This window comes from Rhodanobacter terrae (assembly GCF_042657005.1).
Classification (GTDB): domain Bacteria; phylum Pseudomonadota; class Gammaproteobacteria; order Xanthomonadales; family Rhodanobacteraceae; genus Rhodanobacter; species Rhodanobacter terrae.
Window position 1 is genome coordinate 1 of the sequence record NZ_JBHSNG010000041.1, and the last position, 17,077, is coordinate 17,077.

General features: G+C 58.9%; 14 protein-coding genes. 7 read left to right on the forward strand and 7 right to left on the reverse strand.

Annotated elements, in window-relative coordinates:
* The first annotated feature begins 824 nt into the window (after positions 1-824).
* From ACFPPB_RS19310 to ACFPPB_RS19335, 6 genes are all read left to right on the forward strand, one after another.
* Positions 825-1,130, forward strand: a complete 306-nt coding sequence (locus tag ACFPPB_RS19310; protein WP_377330129.1) for a hypothetical protein — start codon at positions 825-827, stop codon at positions 1,128-1,130.
* A 5-nt stretch (positions 1,131-1,135) separates the two neighbouring features.
* A complete protein-coding gene (locus tag ACFPPB_RS19315) occupies positions 1,136-1,555 on the forward strand; it encodes a hypothetical protein (RefSeq protein ID WP_377330131.1) in 420 nt (139 codons plus the stop codon).
* The gene (locus tag ACFPPB_RS19320) at positions 1,542-1,832 is read left to right on the forward strand and encodes a hypothetical protein (protein WP_377330133.1); all 291 of its coding nucleotides are present in this window, start codon (positions 1,542-1,544) and stop codon (positions 1,830-1,832) included. The genes ACFPPB_RS19315 and ACFPPB_RS19320 overlap by 14 nt, the downstream gene beginning before the upstream one ends.
* Positions 1,832-2,020, forward strand: coding sequence for a hypothetical protein (locus tag ACFPPB_RS19325; protein ID WP_377330135.1), 189 nt, complete (start codon positions 1,832-1,834; stop codon positions 2,018-2,020). Before ACFPPB_RS19320 ends, ACFPPB_RS19325 begins: the two co-directional genes overlap by 1 nt.
* Positions 2,007-3,497 (forward strand): DUF3987 domain-containing protein, encoded by a 1,491-nt coding sequence (locus ACFPPB_RS19330; protein WP_377330137.1) that lies wholly within the window; start codon positions 2,007-2,009, stop codon positions 3,495-3,497. The genes ACFPPB_RS19325 and ACFPPB_RS19330 overlap by 14 nt, the downstream gene beginning before the upstream one ends.
* 306 nt (positions 3,498-3,803) lie before the next feature.
* Positions 3,804-4,454, forward strand: a complete 651-nt coding sequence (locus tag ACFPPB_RS19335) for a hypothetical protein (RefSeq protein ID WP_377330139.1) — start codon at positions 3,804-3,806, stop codon at positions 4,452-4,454.
* A 357-nt stretch (positions 4,455-4,811) separates the two neighbouring features.
* Here the strand turns inward: ACFPPB_RS19335 and ACFPPB_RS19340 are convergent, their stop codons facing one another.
* Entirely contained in the window at positions 4,812-7,904 is a 3,093-nt protein-coding gene (locus tag ACFPPB_RS19340; RefSeq protein ID WP_377330155.1) for a TrlF family AAA-like ATPase, read from the reverse strand.
* Positions 7,905-8,290: 386 nt separating this feature from the next.
* Positions 8,291-9,451 (reverse strand): IS30 family transposase, encoded by a 1,161-nt coding sequence (locus ACFPPB_RS19345; RefSeq protein WP_377330141.1) that lies wholly within the window; start codon positions 9,449-9,451, stop codon positions 8,291-8,293.
* 521 nt (positions 9,452-9,972) lie between these two features.
* On the opposite strand from ACFPPB_RS19345, the gene ACFPPB_RS19350 reads away from it, so the two are divergent.
* A complete protein-coding gene (locus tag ACFPPB_RS19350; protein WP_377330143.1) occupies positions 9,973-11,271 on the forward strand; it encodes a YagK/YfjJ domain-containing protein in 1,299 nt (432 codons plus the stop codon).
* Between the two features lie 351 nt (positions 11,272-11,622).
* Here ACFPPB_RS19350 and ACFPPB_RS19355 read toward each other — a convergent pair whose 3' ends face one another.
* From ACFPPB_RS19355 to ACFPPB_RS19375, 5 genes are all read right to left on the reverse strand, one after another.
* The gene (locus tag ACFPPB_RS19355; RefSeq protein WP_377330145.1) at positions 11,623-12,522 is read right to left on the reverse strand and encodes a recombination directionality factor; all 900 of its coding nucleotides are present in this window, start codon (positions 12,520-12,522) and stop codon (positions 11,623-11,625) included.
* Positions 12,516-13,493 (reverse strand): YqaJ viral recombinase family nuclease, encoded by a 978-nt coding sequence (locus ACFPPB_RS19360; protein WP_377330147.1) that lies wholly within the window; start codon positions 13,491-13,493, stop codon positions 12,516-12,518. Before ACFPPB_RS19360 ends, ACFPPB_RS19355 begins: the two co-directional genes overlap by 7 nt.
* A gap of 104 nt (positions 13,494-13,597) precedes the next feature.
* Positions 13,598-14,038, reverse strand: a complete 441-nt coding sequence (locus ACFPPB_RS19365; protein ID WP_377330149.1) for a hypothetical protein — start codon at positions 14,036-14,038, stop codon at positions 13,598-13,600.
* 24 nt (positions 14,039-14,062) lie between these two features.
* The gene (locus ACFPPB_RS19370; protein ID WP_377330151.1) at positions 14,063-15,019 is read right to left on the reverse strand and encodes a DUF932 domain-containing protein; all 957 of its coding nucleotides are present in this window, start codon (positions 15,017-15,019) and stop codon (positions 14,063-14,065) included.
* Between the two features lie 543 nt (positions 15,020-15,562).
* A complete protein-coding gene (locus ACFPPB_RS19375) occupies positions 15,563-16,933 on the reverse strand; it encodes a hypothetical protein (RefSeq protein WP_377330153.1) in 1,371 nt (456 codons plus the stop codon).
* Positions 16,934-17,077: the final 144 nt, after the last annotated feature.

Here is a 17,077-nt window from a genome sequence, read left to right on the forward strand (position 1 = left end):
AAGGCCGCGAAACGCGCTGATCAGATGGCCGCCTTGAGCACGACTTCGGTCTAAAAGACGCAAAAAACCCCGCAACGATGGCGAGGCTTTTGATTGCAAAACGTTGATTTACAAGTATAAATGGTGGTATGGGTGGACTCTAATAATACCTGACAAATGGCTTTACTATCGAACTTTCACACAAAGCAAAATAGCACTTGCCCCCAGAGTTGCCCCCGGGACTCACTTGCTAGCGTGACAACCACATGTCTCGCGTCGAACCGAGCCATTCTACACGCTAGTTCTCGTCAACAGCAGAGGACGGCTTAGCTGTGTGCTGGCGACAACACGACGATGACTCACAATCCGACTCCCTCTATCTTCTTTGGATCACGAGGTCGAAGAACGGCCCCGCTTATACATCCGCGCACGTTCGACTTCACGCTGCAACGGCTCAACCAGCGGCTTGGGCAGAACCGGGTTCTACCCCGAAATCACGGACGGATGGTGACAAGGAAATAACTGCACGGCCAACTTGCGCAAACGCCGCGATTCTGCCTAAATAGATGCGTGAGCGAGACTACCGAAACACCTCGCATTCACAGCCTGCGCAACAGGCCAGCCGCTGCTAAATCTTGGAGCCTTGCAGCTGCTCTCGGTCCGCCACATAGCGGATAGGCAACCCGCGAAAATCCTCGGCGCGCAGTATTGACGCTCAGGTCGGTGCGAGGCGTCGCATCGGGCTCCGGCCCCCCCTGCCTAGCGACACCATCCTGCTTCACGCGAGTGAACAGGCGCAGGGGATTCACGCCGGTCGTTCATAGCTTTTTCGCGGAGCACAAAACATGCCCATCCAGCATGTGCCCTCTCTGGCCTCAGTAGGCCCCTTCAGCTCGCTGCACACGGCGTTCAAAGCTGCCGTAATCACTGACCCCCATGCAGAGATCAGCTACAAAGAAGGCTGTATTCGCATGCACTTCTTCCACCGCCTGAACTACAAGATCGCACTCAAGCGCCAACAGGACATGGATGCTCTCGGTGAGATCGTTGCTGGCCCCCGCCTTCCGGAACCGCACCGGAAAAACGACGGCAGCCAGTGGTTCTACCTTCGTGAAGTCGAGGCCTATACGGCCGACGCGCGCGACGAGTAGTCACCATGACGATGCACTCCCCAAGCGCCTTCATTGATGAAGGTGGCGGCAGCGTTCGTCCTCAAGCTGCACGTCGAAGCACCTATGGCGAAGCTGAGAATTTCCCGACGTCGGGAAATGTCGGACTCGCTGCGAGCCTGAAATTCGCGGGCCTTTGCAAGTCCAGAGCCTATCAGTACGGCCTCGTGCCCATCTACGGCGACGACGGCAACCGCATCGACCAAGGCAAGGTGGCGCCATTTCCGTGGCTCCCCATGCCTGACTCGATCATTCGCGCACCCGGCCAGAAGAAGATCTTCCTCGCTGAGGAGATTCGTACTTGGCGCGATGCCGTAACCGCGCGCTCCCGTCAGGGCGCCCAAACCAACCTCAACAAGACCAACGCGCTGATTGAGCGCGGAGATAACCAGCATGAGCAGCAATAACGCCAAAAAAGCCATCGTCGTCCTTGATGACGACATGATCAACAACGCCATTGCGGCGATCGAAGCCACAGATCCCTCGCCCAAGGAACTCGAAGACAAGCGCCTTGCCAAGCTGATACCTGGCATCCGCATGGCGCTTGATCGTGGCGACTCTGAGGAGAGTGTCCGCTTCCGCCTGAAGTCGGTGATGCCCAGTCTTCACTACTCGAAGATCAAGAAGCTGTTCGAGGCAGCGAAGTCATTCAATTCCGAACAAGTCCAGTCGGAGGATGTGTAATGAGCGCCATCATCAACATCGTCGGCATCTGCTATGTGCCGATCACCGACATGCCGGCGTTCATAGCCAATCATTCCATCGGGAACCAGTCACAGCCCCGCGCTAAGCGCGGGGCTGTGACTGGTTTGATGGGCACACATACCAGCTCCAAGCGCACGTGCACGGAGGTGCATCATGCTCGGGTTTAATCGTGGTTTCTGGCACAAGAAGATGGAGCATTTTGTGCCAAGCGAAGCGGAATATCCACTCGATGCTCAGCCTCGCCTGATCCGCGAGGCCGTGGAATGTGCTTGTGTTCGGCATCAACTCTCTCCGACCTTATATGCGAGCGTTGCCCAAGCAGCCGCATCGCTTGCAGTGCAAGGCTTGGCGGTGTTGAAACTGCCCGATGGGAGTACGGTCCCGTTGTCGACGTATTTCCTTGTTATCGCCATGTCGGGCATGGGCAAGACCAGGGCCTTCTATACATTTTTTGCGCCGTTCCTGGCTAGCGACAGGTCTATCGAGGAAGCCTACGCAAAGGCAGTAAAGGAATATCCCGACAAACTGAGCGACTACAAGAAGCAGCGGGCCGATCTCAATAAACTGATCGGAAAGGCACGCGCGAAAGGCGAGCCGTATGACCACCTTCAGACAGAGCTCAATAAGCTCAAGAGGCCTGATGAGCCGCGACTCCAGAAACGGCTGATGTCGGATACGACCGGTGCGGCTTTCCTTCAGCGCATGCGGGGCTTCTTTCAGTCAGCCGGCCTGGCGACCGACGAAGGGGCCAAGCTCTTTAAGTACCTCTATCAGTTCCTCGCCGACTTGTGCCAGGCGTGGAGTCACGGTCTGATCGACAGCCATCGTGCTGAAGCCGGCGTCACCTCGGCCATTGAAGCGCGGATCATGACCCTAATCCTTTCCCAGCCCGCGGTGTTCTACGACTTCTGCGCCAGCCACGGCAGCCTTGCCTTGGGCATGGGTGCATGGGCCAGATTTCTGATCTGTGCACCTCGCAGACCCAGTGGCCGGCTCACGTCGGGTAACGGGCTGGACGCCACCACGGCCCCGCTCGACGCCTTCCTGGCCCGAATCACCGAACTGATCGCTGAACATGAACGGCGCGCCAAGGCAGGCATCACGGAGCAGGATATCGTTGAACTTGATGCCGATGCGGACGACTGCTTGACCCAGTTCATCCAGGAAATGAAAAGGCGATCTGTTGAACGCAATGCTGATGGAAAAGCCGGGGATCTCATGGACGTCAGTGAGTTCTCCGCCAAGGCTCCGATACATGCGGCACGTATGGCTGCTGTATTCACATACCTCTGCGGCGACATGAAGGTCACGCGGGACACGATGCAGCGCGCCATCGACATCATCCGTTTTCACATCGATGCCTACAGCGACCAGTTCTCTCTGTCCAAGGCGATCCCGCGTGTCGTGGAAGACGGCTTGAGGCTCGAGACGTTCTTCCGTCGCCTGTATATAGAGACGAAAGGCAACACGAAAGTCTCGCTGGACAGCCTTCACCACAACAACACGACAAGCAATCTGAAGCTCGACAAGTACCTGCTGCCCGCGCTTATCTACATGCAACGGCAGGGCACTATTCAGATGCCGCCCACGAACGGCGGCAAGCCGTATGTGGACTTCCGTCCGTTGATCAACATGATCAACTAGGTGCCGTACACCTAAACACTTCCTCTGAGGGGTAATTAGGCCTGCACCGCAGCGTTCTACTTGCGCACTTCCAGAAGCGGCTTGGCTTGCTTTTGGGAGTGCGTTTTTTTGGGACACCCCTTCCTGCGTGCGACATGTGCGACTGTCGCACCGTCGCATGGATCCAGGAGGCACCTTGGTACAGGCCATACCGTGCCTAGGCCTGCGCCGTGCGGTACGAGGTAGCTCGCGCCGTCATTCCCCTGCTTGAATTCCCCGAGCAGAGCAGCTATCTGGCAGTCTAGTCGTCAAGACTTAGGGAATCCCGTGACCGAACAAACGCCTCTCCAGCAACTTCGCGATCTCTTGAACCCCGTCCCTGAAAGCACCTTTTCGCGCGATCAGCACGATGAAATCGAGTCGTTACTTGCCTGCTGTTGGGATCAACTCGTAGGTGGGAGTGATGGTGGCATGAAAGCCGAAAAGCTCTCGGGGCGTATCGAGAACATGACATGGTCACCGCCACAATTGACCTTCGAGATCGAACGTCATGGCGGAGTCGTCCTAGGCTCGAAAAGAGCCGAAATGCAAAAGTGGGCGGTTGATGTCGAGCATGGGACTGCCACATGTACAGAAGGCCGTGCCCGGCAACTGTATCCAAATACCCCAAAACTGAACGTTGTGCCCATTGCCGAAGATATTGCTGGATTAATCAGCAACGGCACCCTGGATCCAAGAATACGATGGATCGGTGCAAACCTTGTAAAGGTTGAGATTGGCAAGATCATTCCGATGAACAGTCCTAAGGACACAGTTCGCGGACGACGTGACCGACTCAAAGTGCAACTGGCTCACAACCTCAGCCTCATCGGGTGGTACCCAAGGCCATCAAGCGCACCATGGACATTCGAACGCCAGAGCCCTACAGGACCCTTGCCGAGCATGGTTACAACTGAGAAACCTCGACGATCCCACTGAATTGCATCGCTGTTGGACGCCACGGTCTCCACTCATTCCCGCAGCGACAAGAAGCCCCGTCATCGGCCAATCCGATGATGGGGCTTCTTTGCGTCGCATCCAGCCGAGCAGCCCCCATCGGCATCACGGTGCAAAGAGAGCATCAATGCACCTGATACAAGGCCATCGTCCGATTGCCTCTCAGGCAAGACATCCATCTATAGCCTGGTCGCGGCACGACAAGACCGCATGCGTATTGCCAACGAACTGACCACGCGTTGCCAACGAACTGACCACGCGTTGCCAACACAACTGACCAGCGATGGCACGTGGCCTGCGACGTCCCCCCGCGTTGAGTAGCGGGTCGGTGCATCTCCATCAAAGACCGTACTTCCGCTTACGATTCTTAAAGGCGGGCTCCGTGCCCTCGAGAATTTCGACGACCGTGCTCTTAATAACGGGCGACTCGATACCGCCAGAGACGTAATTGAACGTGTTGGTCGCCTTGTCGCAGGTCGCGCAGATGATTTGCTCTGCGTCGCAGACCACGGCCAAGTTAGGGTTGTGCGTCACCATGATCACTTGGCGCCGCTGCTTGGCCGCCTTGATGCACTTGACCAGCACTTTGAAGATGGTTTGGTTGTCCAGGTTTTCCTCGGGCTGGTCGATGATGATCGGGATGTCGTCCTTGTCCACGAGCAGGTAGAAGACGAGCAAGAGCAGGCCACGCTCGCCGGGAGAGAGCTGGCTGATCTCTTGCTGATCGAACGTCAGCGAATACCTCGGCGCCAGATAGCTCATGCCATAGAGGTAGTCGAGGATGTCTTGAGGTTCGCCACCCTTGCGGAGCTGGTCGACGATCCGAGTCTCGCGGCCAGCGCCGGACTCGCGTCGGTCGAAGTGCAGCATGTCGTCGATGGTCTCGAGGAATTTCTGCATCGAGTCCACGTCTCCGAAGTTGACCTCCTTGAGCAGCCCACGCATGAGCTGGTTGCTCTCGTCCACGCCAGAGAAGCTGCCCCGCGACTGCCGATTGATGCGGGGGAAAAACTGTTCCTGGAAGCTCGACTCTTCGATGCGCACGTCGAAGTCCAGCGGCAGGTGCATGTCCATCTGGGCGGCGGACTTGACGAACTGCTGCACGGGCTCATACAGGCGGCGGTATTCATCGACGGTCTTGCCGATCTGCTCGTGGATGGCCCTAGCCAACTCCACCCGGTTTGCGCGCAGCGCCGCTAGCTTGTCGGGTAGGGCGGTCAAAGATTCGATCTCGGCCTTGAACCATTCAATCGACTGGGGCTTGTGCTTGTTGCCGACAAGCTCTTCCTTGGCCCGCTCCCACTTGGCGACCTGGTCCTTGAAGATGATGAATAAGCGCTGCTTCTCGCCAAGTTTGCTCTTGATTTCAGCCATCGCCGCCTCGGCCACCTCGCGCCGCTTGGAGAGGCCCATGGGCTCTTGGCTAGCGAGCGCCGCGTCTACGCCGGCAATCGATTCTCTTGCGGCCTTGGCCAGCGTGTCGATCTTCGAAGTGTCGATCTTCAACTCGACCAGCTCGGCGACTTTCAAATCTGCGCCAGCCTCGGCCAGCATGGGAGCCAACTCAGCCACGAATTGATCGTGGGTCTTCTTGTGGTTGGCGATAGCCTGGGCGATCCGGCTCAGGACGGCGTGACGCTTGGCGTCGGCAGTCTTCTTGTCGCGCAGCAACTTCTCCTCTTCGCGAAGCTTTTTAAGTTCATCCTCGAGTGCCTGAATCTTCTCGGTGGCCGCCTTCGATTCTTCCTGCGCGGCATCCGACGCCGTGGGGTCTTCCACCTGAGCGGGCTTCGAGGCCGCCAGAGCGTTGTATTCGGCGACCTTGGCATCGAGCTGCTCTTGCAGCGACTGCTTGAACTCCGGCGTGAGCCGGCGCTCGGTCTGCAAGATCTCGGCATTGGCCTTCGAGATTTCCCTGATGACTTGCTCGCGCGCGCCGTCGATCTCGGCGACCTTGAAGTCGAGCAGCTCGTCCATGGAGGTGTAGCCCAAGCGGGCCTCTTCCGGGACGTGCGTGTAGATGATCTTGCGCAGCTCGGTGTCGAACGTCGCCGACCCACCGTCACCCAGCTCGTTGCACAGCGTCTCGAGGTAGCTCTGCGGCAGATACTTCACCCGCTCCACGCTTGTCTCGGACGGGTCTTGGTCGAGCTGGCGCTCGGACTCGGTGCCATCGTGCCAGCCCAGCGCGCCGAGGAAGTGCTGCGCGAGCTTGTTCCTCGGATTGCGAAACCGCGTGTCTTTGAGGAACGAGAAGCTCTTGAAGTTCTTGGTGTCGCCGGCCAGGGCGGCGATGTCGGCCATCGCGCTCTTGCCGCTGCCCTTGTTGCCGATGATGGCGACCAAGTCGTGGCTCAGCGGCATGTCCACGTTGAACCAAGTGTCGGCCAGCGTGGAGCCGGCCTTGCGGCCGATGCGGATTTTGGACGCGTATTTGGTGCGGTTGGCCTCGACCAGCAAGCGCTTGGACGGCGCGTCGCCGATGAACACGCGGTCCTCGAACTCGGTGATGGCTTGGACGAGGCCGTCGAAGGTGGCGTCGGCCTTGATCCAGGTGAAGCAGTTGCCGACGCGGTCCTTGTTCTCCGAACTGCTCGGCGCGTGGGCGTCCGAGCAGTCCAGGAGCGTGGCCTTGACGTTTGACTCGGAGAGCTTCTTGCGAGCCGCGTCGTATGCGGCCGGATTGGCGGAGGCTGTGAAGACCAAGTCGGCCTGGTTGATGATGTTGCGCTTCTCGGCGATGGACTGGTCATCCCACTTGAGGTTGTCCCATTCCGTCTTGCCCACCGCGATCAGGTATTTGCCGGCGAAGTAGTGCTTGTCGAGTGCCTCAAGCACCTTTTCCAGGCTCACGCACAGGTTGTTGAAGCCCTCCTGCAAGTGCGGCGCGTAGTCTCCTTGCTTGTCGGCCGGCGCCGACTCCACGATCATCTTGCCGAGCTCGGACAAGCTGTCGCGGGTGATGACGCCTTTCCACTTGCCCTTCCAGTCGCTGGAGTCGGGAATCAGTTGGTAGCTCGGAGTCAACGAGTTGAGGAACTGCTGCTGGATGACCTCAGAGTCCATCGCGTCGAAGATGACGTGCAGGTTGATGCGGTTCCAGCCGGACTGCGAGTAGGTCCCGTCCTTCTCCTTCTTGACCACCCCGGCGAACTTGTCCAAGCGCAGCTCGATGACGGGCAGCAGCAGGTCGATGTTCTTGAGCCGGCCTTGTTCGAACTTGGCTTTGCGCGCACGCTCGTAACCATCGATGAAGATGTAGTCGTTGATGCCGATGACCTTGAACTCGGGCGGAAGGGCCTCAAGGTCTTGAAGGAAGGCTTCCCACGCATCGCCTTGGCTGGCGCCAGGGTAGTTGTGGACGACCGACGATGGAGTGTGGACGTGCAAGTCCCATTTTTTCCAAGTCGAGCCGGCAGGATCATTCGTCATTGGAGCCCCCTCCCTGAATTGTTGGCCGTTGCAGGCCGTGGTTTCTTCCTGATGCAGGTGTTTCTTCTTCAACGTTCCTGCGTTAATTGAATAGCAATTTGATGAGCCTAACCACGAGGCTTTCGGAGCGCGGCGAGGAAGGCACCTCGACTACGCTGATGGAGTCTACAAGTGTCGTGGTCGCACCGGAGGTGTGTAGACCAACAGCATCAGTTCCAGGCCTGCAGGTGGGTATGTGCCATCTCCCCGCAGATACGTCAGTGGCCCGAGCTCAACGTTGAGCGACCGGTTCCATTGGCCTAATCAACATAAACGACCTATCGCCCAGAATCAAAAGCCGCCGTCCCCAGCATCCTCGCAGCGAGCGGCAGAAACCAGTGGCGGACTCAACCGATCGACGCAACACATTGCCGATAACGTTCGGCGGGTGTTTCGTAGCTTAGTGTTTTTCTGGGGCGTTCATTCAACTGTCGAGCCACGGCATCGAGTTTGGCTTGCGACACGTTCGAGAGATCCATCCCTTTGGGAAAGTACTGCCGCAGCAGCCGATTGGTATTTTCATTCGAGCCACGTTGCCAGGGCTTGTGCGGATCACAGAAGTAGACCTGGATATCCGTGGCGAGCGTGAAGTCTCGGTGCTTGGCCATTTCGCTGCCACGATCCCACGTCAACGACCGGTACAGTTGCTTAGGCAGGCGACGGGCGCTCTTGATCAGTGCGTTGACTACCGTCTCGCTGTCCTTGTTGGCAACCTTCACCAAGATCACATAGCGTGTCTGCCGCTCGACCAGCGTGGCGATTTGGCTGTCCTTGTTGCCAAACACCAGATCGCCTTCCCAGTGACCCGGCACCGCCCGATCTCCCGCATCAGCCGGTCGCTCGCTGATCGACACCGTGTCTTTGATGCGGCCGTGGTTCCCCGTCTTCTGGGTATGGTGGCGCGACCGACGCATAGCCCGCGCACGCCGTAGGTGAGCCAGCAGTTCCTTCTTCAAGGCCCCACGCGACTGGATATACAGCGTGCGGTAGATCGTCTCGTGGGACACCTGACGGCTCGTGTCATCTGGATACATGCGTCCGAGCCAGCCGGCGACTTGCTCGGGTGACCATTGTCGTCGGAGCTTTGCGGCCACTTGAGACGCCAAGACCCGATGCAACGCCAGCTTACACGGCTTGGGTCGCAGCGCCCGATCCCAGGCAGCCTGATCGGCTTGCGCGGCCCGGTAGCGTTGCCGACCTTGGTTGCGCTGCAGCTCGCGGCTAATGGTCGAGGGTGCCCGGCTCAGCGCAACGGCAATCGAACGAATCGACTTCCCTGCAGCCACACCACGCGATATCTCCTCTCGTTCGGCCGGTCGCAACGCCCGCAGTGAGCGCCGCCGCGGTGGTGGACGAATGCCTCTTGACCGCGCCAAAACCCCGGCGACAGCGGAATGGTGCCGATCGAACAAGTCGGCAATCTGCTGCAGCGACTCGCCGCGCTGCCAGCGATCCCACATCAACGACCTCTGTGGCTCCGAGTAATAAATCCGCTTCCGTTGGTGCATCTGCAACACTCCTGCTGCCGTGGCAGCTCTCAGTGTGTTGCATCCACCGGTTGAATCCGCCGTCAAACGCGGACAGTCGGCCAAGCTTTTCCAACGTCCGCCTCTGGCCGATCTCTGCCGGCCGACTCCTCTTGTCGGCGCTCTTCGCGAGCCAGGCCAGCTCCACTTTCGGCGGCGGTCAAGCAGAACGTTGGCAGTGGGTAGCTCGTTGGCAACGTGGGCAGTTTGGCTGCCAGCCCTGGCCAGTTTCGCTGGCGAAGCTGGTCAGTTGCTGTGGCGACGGTGGACAGATCGATGGCGTTTTGCAACCGCATGTAAAAAGCCGTCGTCGAGACAGCTAAAAAATCACTAAGTCACCAATCCTATGGCGAACACAATTTGCCAGCAGCCCCATGGCCAGCCATCGCAATGGGCTTTCCATAGCGTGGTCAGTGACCAAGGGGAATTCCGGTTCCTTCTATCCAATAGCAAATAGCAAAACTAGCTGATAGCGAAAGCTTGCTCTTGCTCTGGATGGATAGATGCCGACCAAAAGCAAGTCGTGGGAGGAGATGGTGATGGACACTGAAGTCGATTACTACCAAGCAACAGGTAACACGGACTTCCAGATGCAGGAGGTGGAAAGACAGATCGCCGAGGAGGAACGAAACTACCAGTTCGCCTCGAAACGATGTCTTCATGACGGTGACGGCCATACATCGATATCGGACGAAAGCGAATGCTTAATGTGGATAGCCAAGCTTGAACATCTCGCCAAGCGCATCAGCAACAGCGAACAGCGCCTGATCAAAACCGATCGACGTCCGAGATCCACGTGGAAGCAAGTTAGTCGTACATACAGCCTCACTCCGCTCGGCAAAGCCGTTTGGCAACTCTGCTGCACTGGTGTCCCCCTGATCGAGATTGCCAGTCCAAGCGTTCGGTACAGGGATCGCCATTCCTGGCCAACAGCACCTCGCGCCAAACATCATGACTTGGCTCAAACCGAAAGCATGGTTACGCAATTCAATCCGTACATCACAATCATGCTTCATGCTTGCCAGCGAGCCATGCCGGCCATCAGGCATGCCAATGGAATGGTCGTCGACCTGAGTAGCGAAGAGGTGCGTCGAAGGGTCGAATGGATCGCTCGCTTCGTGCGTCGATGCTGTCGATCTTCGCACTTCCGACGCATCGAAACGAATCGCACTCGACTCGAAGAGAAGAATTTAGCCTCCTGCTGCCGCTATATGGCCGAAGGCTTCCAAGGACACACGAGGCTGCTTGTCTTGCGAGTAGATTTGTACATCCGGCCAACACACCACACGATGGCGGATGTTCGACTAGCCGAAAAGTGCCTTGAACACTATCTACGTGACCTTGACGAGGGACGCATCGTTCCCGATGTGCTGCGAAGGATCTGCAAACGAGAGTGTGGCTTCGATCGCGGCATGCATTACCACCTGCTCGTCGCCCTTAATGGGCACAAGCATCAGAGCGCACGTCATCTGTCAAAACTGCTGGGCGAAAAGTGGCTCAAGAAGCGTGGACCTTTGCGGGCCAGTTATTTCAATTGCTACGTTCGGCGCCACCAGTACAAGTACAACGCCCTCGGATCTGTCCACATAAGCGATTGGCAGATGCTCATGGGTATCAGAGAAGCGATCAGATATCTGGTAAAGGGCGACGGCTACGTCATGACCGGACACAAGCGCAATCTGATGCGCGGCAATATGAAGAAGCGATCTGGATCTCAGTCGAAACGCGGTGCGCCACGCAAAGTGGGCCACGACATGATTCTCGTCGATGAAATTCTCGGCAACCCTCGCTACGAGCCATAACGCCTCCAACGCCATTCATCGCGCTCAAGCCAAAAAAAAAGGCTCGCAAACTGGGAAGGAGGGCAGAAGCCCTCTCCTTCCCGTTACCTATTCCGCACCACAGCCGACATGGGTTGTTCCAGCGGCTCGACTGCACAACCCGTCTCGCGAAGCGACGTTGCCAGGATCGCACGGCAATAGCACCGACAAGCTTCCAGTTGGGCAGTGCTGCTGTCGGCTTGTCCGATACCTTCCCCTAGATCTGGCCTGCCTTCGTACGGACCAGATAGTGGCCGAGGCCGTAGAGCGCAAAGCCATAAACCACCACGGCACCAATCACTCGAAGCATCTCTTCACTCCTCGTTGTTAATATCAACCGGGCCCCAAACGGGCGACCTTGTCGTCTAGCTTGCCACGCAGACTTGGCGTCACTTCTCGTGCGGCCGTTCCCTCGCCATCTATCGGCCCGGTGCTGGGGTAGAACTCCTCCACCACCGCCGGCACGTCTTCGGCCAGATCTTCGAACGCCCCATTGGCGAACCCCGTGCGGGCTGCCTCGTCCAGCGCCTCCTGGTCAAAGCCACTGTCTCGTCGCTGCTGGTCCAGCTGCCGTGCCTCGACGATCGCCTGCTCCAACGTCACCCCAGTACGAATCACCAGGTCGACGTAAAAGATCGCCGCACGGTGGCTCATGGCCGTGGACTTGCCCCGCAGCTTCAGCTCCAGCGGCAGGCATGCCAGCCGACCACCCGATACGGCATGGAAATACTGGAGTCGCGCCGCCAGCGTGCGGATCGTGTTGAAGGAGGTGGTGCGCAGCACGAACGAGCCCAGTGCGTCTCCGTCGCCATCGCCCACCAACACGTTGAGACGCGCATAGGCCTTGCACGCGCCGTTGGCAAAGCCGCATGCGTCCGGTCCGACGCAGGTAAGGCTGGCAATGCCTTCCTTGTCGGCGCGCCGGCAGGTCTCGCCATTGCCCACACACACCGGCCGACCCGTGGTGCGATCGAACAGCGAGTAATCGGCCCGCAGGTTGAGCGCCGGATCATTGAACAGCATTCGTACCGGGATGGATCGCAGCTTGCCGCCCGCTTCCTTGCGCAGCGCTTCGTCTAGCGGATGCAAGATCCAACCCTCGCGGCCCTGCACCTGGCTAGTGAGCGTAAATTGATCGTCCTTCTCCGGAAGGCGCTTGCCGTTGCGTTCCACCACACGTCCGATGGAAATCCGCCCGATCACGGGCGGGGTGATAGCCAGGCCTTTCAACATGGGGAAACTCCTTCAGTGGCATCGGTCGATAGAGACAGCACGAACCGGCGCGAGCCGGTGCGCGGAACCGTGTACTGCGCAGCCAGTGCAGGGTGGTCGGCTGCCAGCCGTTTGGTGTCAACGCTGGTGCCATCCTTGGATCGCTTGTAGGTCACCTCGCCGTGAGCAAACAGTGCCTTGCTGGCGTCGCCCATCGCTTGCTGGATCGTCTGCTTGAGCTGCTCGGCCAGGTGCTCCTTCTCGTCTAGCTCGAACTTCAGCGCCGACAGCTCGGTGAAGGTCTGGCACAGCGTCTCGTCACCCGTGAAGTCGAGCGACGTATCGTTGCCGGGGTAGAGCTGGCGCAGGGCCCGTGCGGACGACTCGCTGCCATCGGAAGGTGGCTCGATGTCGTGCTGCACGCACTCCCAGAACTTCGTCTCCAGCACGATCAGCCGGGCGATGACCTCGTCGTCCCGTTCGATGCGGTGGATCTCCAACTGTTGGCCGCATAAAAGCACGGCGACGTCCGCTGCGCGCTGGTCCGTCACGGCGAGCTGGTGCTGCACCTGCAGCTGGACGTACTCGGGCACGCCGTCCTTCCACAGCCGCGCGCCGAATTCGCCGGCGGTTTTGCATTCCAAAATTTGCACCTCCGGACTGCCCACGACCTCCCGGTCGATGTTTGCCAGCATGAAGCTGAAGGTGGGGTGCTGAAGCACGGCGTTGACGCGCCTGACCTTGCGCCCAGTCTTCTCTTGGTAGGCGGTAGCCACGAAAGGTTCGAGCAGCGTGCCCCAGTAGCGTGGATCCTCCATGCCTGGACTTTCCGCGTGCGCGACGACACGCCCGGTTTTCTCCGCCCACAGCTCCAGCGGACTCTTGTAAGGGTTGAGGCCGACCGCGGTGGCGGCATCAGAGCTGCCGATGCCACCCTGGCGCACTTCCAGCCATTGGCCCCGGTCGAGTGTGCGTGTATCGACCAACCGCAAGGCAGATCGCTTTTTCATCGTGGTTCTCCCAAAAGAAAACGCCCGGCCAAAGGGCCGGGCGCTCTGTCGCTTGCATCAAGATCAATCCCCTGCGTGTGCTGACCTCACCAGTTGGCGCGGTAGGTGATGTCCCAGCCTTGCTCCTGTAATCGCCTGGCGTGATGAAGGATTTTCAGCGTGTAGTTCACATCACTTTCATCCAGCGTTTCATCCACATCGGCGGTGAAATACTCACTGGCACTCGCCGGATCATCGCCAACCTGTTCGAGCTGTGCCTCCAACTCCATCAAGGTTTCTACCGAAACGAAGGCGGGGCGATCGTCGTCGTGTCCTCCCTGGACGCTGCCCACGAACCATTGATGTAAGGCCGTGAATTTGCGCCAGTAGCCGACGCGTACCGTGACGCCACAGACTTCCAGCAAAGAGGCGTCGTTCCCTGGTTTCTCCTTCGGTGGCACATAGCCGATGGCCGCGCCAATGGCACGGCGCATCGGTTCCGTTTGCGGATCGCTGGGGGCAACGTGCCGCTTGGCTTCCAGGTACATGTCCAGTCCCACGGCATCCCACCTTCAGGCCACCAACTTCATCGCTTCATCCCAGGCACGCTGCTTGATCTGCGCACCTTGGCCGAACCACGCTGCATCACGACGGTGATCGTCGCTGCGCGCCCGACGGTGGTGGTCGACGAACTCGGTCACGCTGTTGAGCAGGCCCCACGCCGTACCCCGACTGGACGCCATCAGCGCACCGCGGCCACCGCCTTCGTACAGCGAGCGCACCGTGGCCAAGGCCTGTTCGTTGACCACCGGTGACTTGCCGTCCGGTGCGGCGTAGGTAAGCACCCGGCGTAGCAGGCCTTCGACCGAGTCGGGATCGACCGGACGATCGACCAGCGCCTTCATCCGGACGACGAAGCCATCCCAGGACGACACGGTGATCCCCAGCTGGCGTTTGACCGCCTCCGCATCGAATTGGCTGCGGTGCGGCACCTTGATCGCACTGCTGGTATTCCCCAACGCGATCTGCAGGGTGTTATTGCAGACCACCCGTACCGAGGTGAACTGCGCCGTGGTGGCCAGCGTGCCGTCGCAGGCCGTGGCCAACAGCAGGTAGCCGTCCACCCGGTCGCGGCCTTTGAGCGTCGTGCTCTGGCCCGTCTTCGCCAACGCCCAGAACTTGCGGCCTTCGCGCAGCACGCCCGCCGTTTCCAACTCGAAGCCGTTGCAGGCGGTCAGGTCGCGATAGAACTCCAGGATCTCGCCCGGCTGCACCACGTGAAAGCGCTTGGACACAACGGCCAACGGAGCCTTGGTATCGGAGCGATAGAGCACCTTCTGTTCCGGGAAGGCATTGATGACCCCGACGTTGTTGCTGCCGGAAATGTAGCGAACTTCGGACTGCTCGATCTGCCAGTCCATTCCGGCGTTCTTCTTCCAGACCTCGATGGGTTGCTGCGGGGCAAGCTTGTTGCCCAGGCCGTGCCAGGGCTTTTCACCGGCATAGGCCATGGTTTCAACCAGGTGCATTGTCGTTTCCTCGTAAGTGGGTGGCATAAACGCACAAGGCCCGGACATGCCGGGCCTTGTGCGTTGTGCTTGTGACGACGTGGATCAGGGTGCTTTAAAATCGCTACAGCGGGTGCAGCGGACGATGCCGACCAGTACCGCGGTCGCAACCACCAGGACGCAGTAGACCGCTTCGAGTTTGCCTGTCATGAGTCAGGAATCCCTTGCGAACGCTGCGACGCGGAGCGTCCAAACGCGAAGCCGATAGCTACCGACTTCGCAGGGGTAATATGTGTCTGAGATTTCGTTGAATTGAAATCATGCACGCCTGAGCGTCACGGCGAAAACTTGAAAAGAACACGCTCCGTCATGCCTGGACTCGACTCCACCTGGTTATTGAGAACAGGGAGCGTAGGGTATGGCCGGTGAGACTGACATCAGTAGTGAGCACTACGATGGCAATGAGGGAAACGGTCGTGCGTTTCACGGGACTTCTTTTAGTCGCAGGACGGAGTCATTGGGCAATGAACCCCGCTTGGTGAGAGCGGGGGAACATCGCTTCCGTTACTGCATCAACTCGGGGTGCGCCTGCGCCATTGCGGCTGAGATGCGACCCACGAAGTCGCCCTTATTGTCGATGCAGAGGCCGTGGTTACAGCTGTACTTGCCAGACAGTGCATCGGCATTGCGCACGACGGTGACGGCGGCCGAGTATAGGTGCTCCGGCGTATCTTGGAGCGACTGCCCCATGCCGTTCACGAAGCTGCACTGGTTGGCCTTGAAGTCGCAGCTCACGGCATAGTTCGGATACCCATCCGGTCGCGGCTTGCCGGCTTGGAGATTCATACCGGACGGATTGAACGGGCCGTCGATGATCCCATCGCTGGTGCTCGGGTCGTCGGGACTGGTGGACGCCGCCTGCTGGGCGAGCGCTGTCATCTTAGCGAGGTCGGCCGGATCATCGATCGGCACGTTGGATGAAGCCGCCGATGCACCAGCGGCAACGGTCGTCGGAGCGGAGGCAGCAGCAGTGGAGGCGACTGGCGCGGTAATGGGCGCGGAAGCCGGCGGTGTCATGGCCGTGCTCGCCATGGCTGCAGCTAACGAATCAGTGGCGTCGTTCGGCTGGGAAATCTTCGTTGCTGCAGGTGCCTGGGTGGCAGATGCTTCTTGCGCGGACTCACTCGCCCCTACTTCCTTAGCCACAATGGATGCGGGAGCACGCCCTACAGGACGAGCTAGTATGTCGAAGCAAATAAGGCCCAAACAGGCAAGCTTGTTCGGCGAATGCGGCTTGATGATCTGCCAGTCACTCCCATTAATCTTGGACTGGCCACGCTTGACGGCATACTCCACGTCTTTTGGGTCCACTGGGAGTAAGTGGCTGGCGAGGACAGCCATGGAGACCTCCGTTCTCCTTGTGTCATCGGGTGGCCCAGTCAACACAACGCACCGCGTCTCGTCTTGACATGCTCCACTCATCACCGGATACCCAAGCTCATCAATGCCGGTGATTGTCAGATTTGATTCGATCCATCCGTAGGTAAGAACAGCAGCATCCATCGCGCTGTGGCCCGGATACAGCGATGTCACTGTGTTCCCATAGGTGGTGTCCGTAATGGGCAAAGCAGGCTTGAGCGGTATGGGCGTATTGTTGAGGTAGGAGAAGGCCTCATCGAAGTTCGTGGCCTTATTTTTACTGGCCAGTTCCTTCACGCGAGTGGTGTTGAACGTGTAGTTCTTGGATGTTCCGTTTTTGAAGTGGATGGTAAACCCGACGTAGCTAAGCTCGGGCTGCCCATTGGTGCCGTAAGTCCATTGGTAGACGTCCTCCGCAGAAGCGGAGAGGCCGCCGTCACGTGCGACGTACATGGAGTCATCGACACCCTTGTAATCGCAGTGATACTCGACGAAGGTCTGGTGCTGCTCGGTCATGTCGACCTTCCACTTCACCGGCGGATTCAATTTAGAAGTGCATCACTCCAGCCCCGGGAAGTAGCGCAGGTGCGGTAGCCTGCGCAGCTTCACCGCCAAGTGGAACTGCACATTGAGCTACACGCACCTGAGCCAGGACGAACG

Excerpts from the sequence above, each read along its gene's own strand:
- ACFPPB_RS19370 (WP_377330151.1), bottom strand. The coding sequence starts at position 15,019 with ATGCACCTGGTTGAAACCATGGCCTATGCCGGTGAAAAGCCCTGGCAC.
- ACFPPB_RS19350 (WP_377330143.1), top strand. The coding sequence starts at position 9,973 with ATGCCGACCAAAAGCAAGTCGTGGGAGGAGATGGTGATGGACACTGAA.
- ACFPPB_RS19345 (WP_377330141.1), bottom strand. The coding sequence starts at position 9,451 with ATGCACCAACGGAAGCGGATTTATTACTCGGAGCCACAGAGGTCGTTG.
- ACFPPB_RS19320 (WP_377330133.1), top strand. The coding sequence starts at position 1,542 with ATGAGCAGCAATAACGCCAAAAAAGCCATCGTCGTCCTTGATGACGAC.
- ACFPPB_RS19310 (WP_377330129.1), top strand. The coding sequence starts at position 825 with ATGCCCATCCAGCATGTGCCCTCTCTGGCCTCAGTAGGCCCCTTCAGC.
- ACFPPB_RS19315 (WP_377330131.1), top strand. The coding sequence starts at position 1,136 with ATGACGATGCACTCCCCAAGCGCCTTCATTGATGAAGGTGGCGGCAGC.
- ACFPPB_RS19365 (WP_377330149.1), bottom strand. The coding sequence starts at position 14,038 with ATGTACCTGGAAGCCAAGCGGCACGTTGCCCCCAGCGATCCGCAAACG.
- ACFPPB_RS19355 (WP_377330145.1), bottom strand. The coding sequence starts at position 12,522 with ATGTTGAAAGGCCTGGCTATCACCCCGCCCGTGATCGGGCGGATTTCC.
- ACFPPB_RS19330 (WP_377330137.1), top strand. The coding sequence starts at position 2,007 with ATGCTCGGGTTTAATCGTGGTTTCTGGCACAAGAAGATGGAGCATTTT.
- ACFPPB_RS19375 (WP_377330153.1), bottom strand. The coding sequence starts at position 16,933 with ATGACCGAGCAGCACCAGACCTTCGTCGAGTATCACTGCGATTACAAG.
- ACFPPB_RS19340 (WP_377330155.1), bottom strand. The coding sequence starts at position 7,904 with ATGACGAATGATCCTGCCGGCTCGACTTGGAAAAAATGGGACTTGCAC.
- ACFPPB_RS19325 (WP_377330135.1), top strand. The coding sequence starts at position 1,832 with ATGAGCGCCATCATCAACATCGTCGGCATCTGCTATGTGCCGATCACC.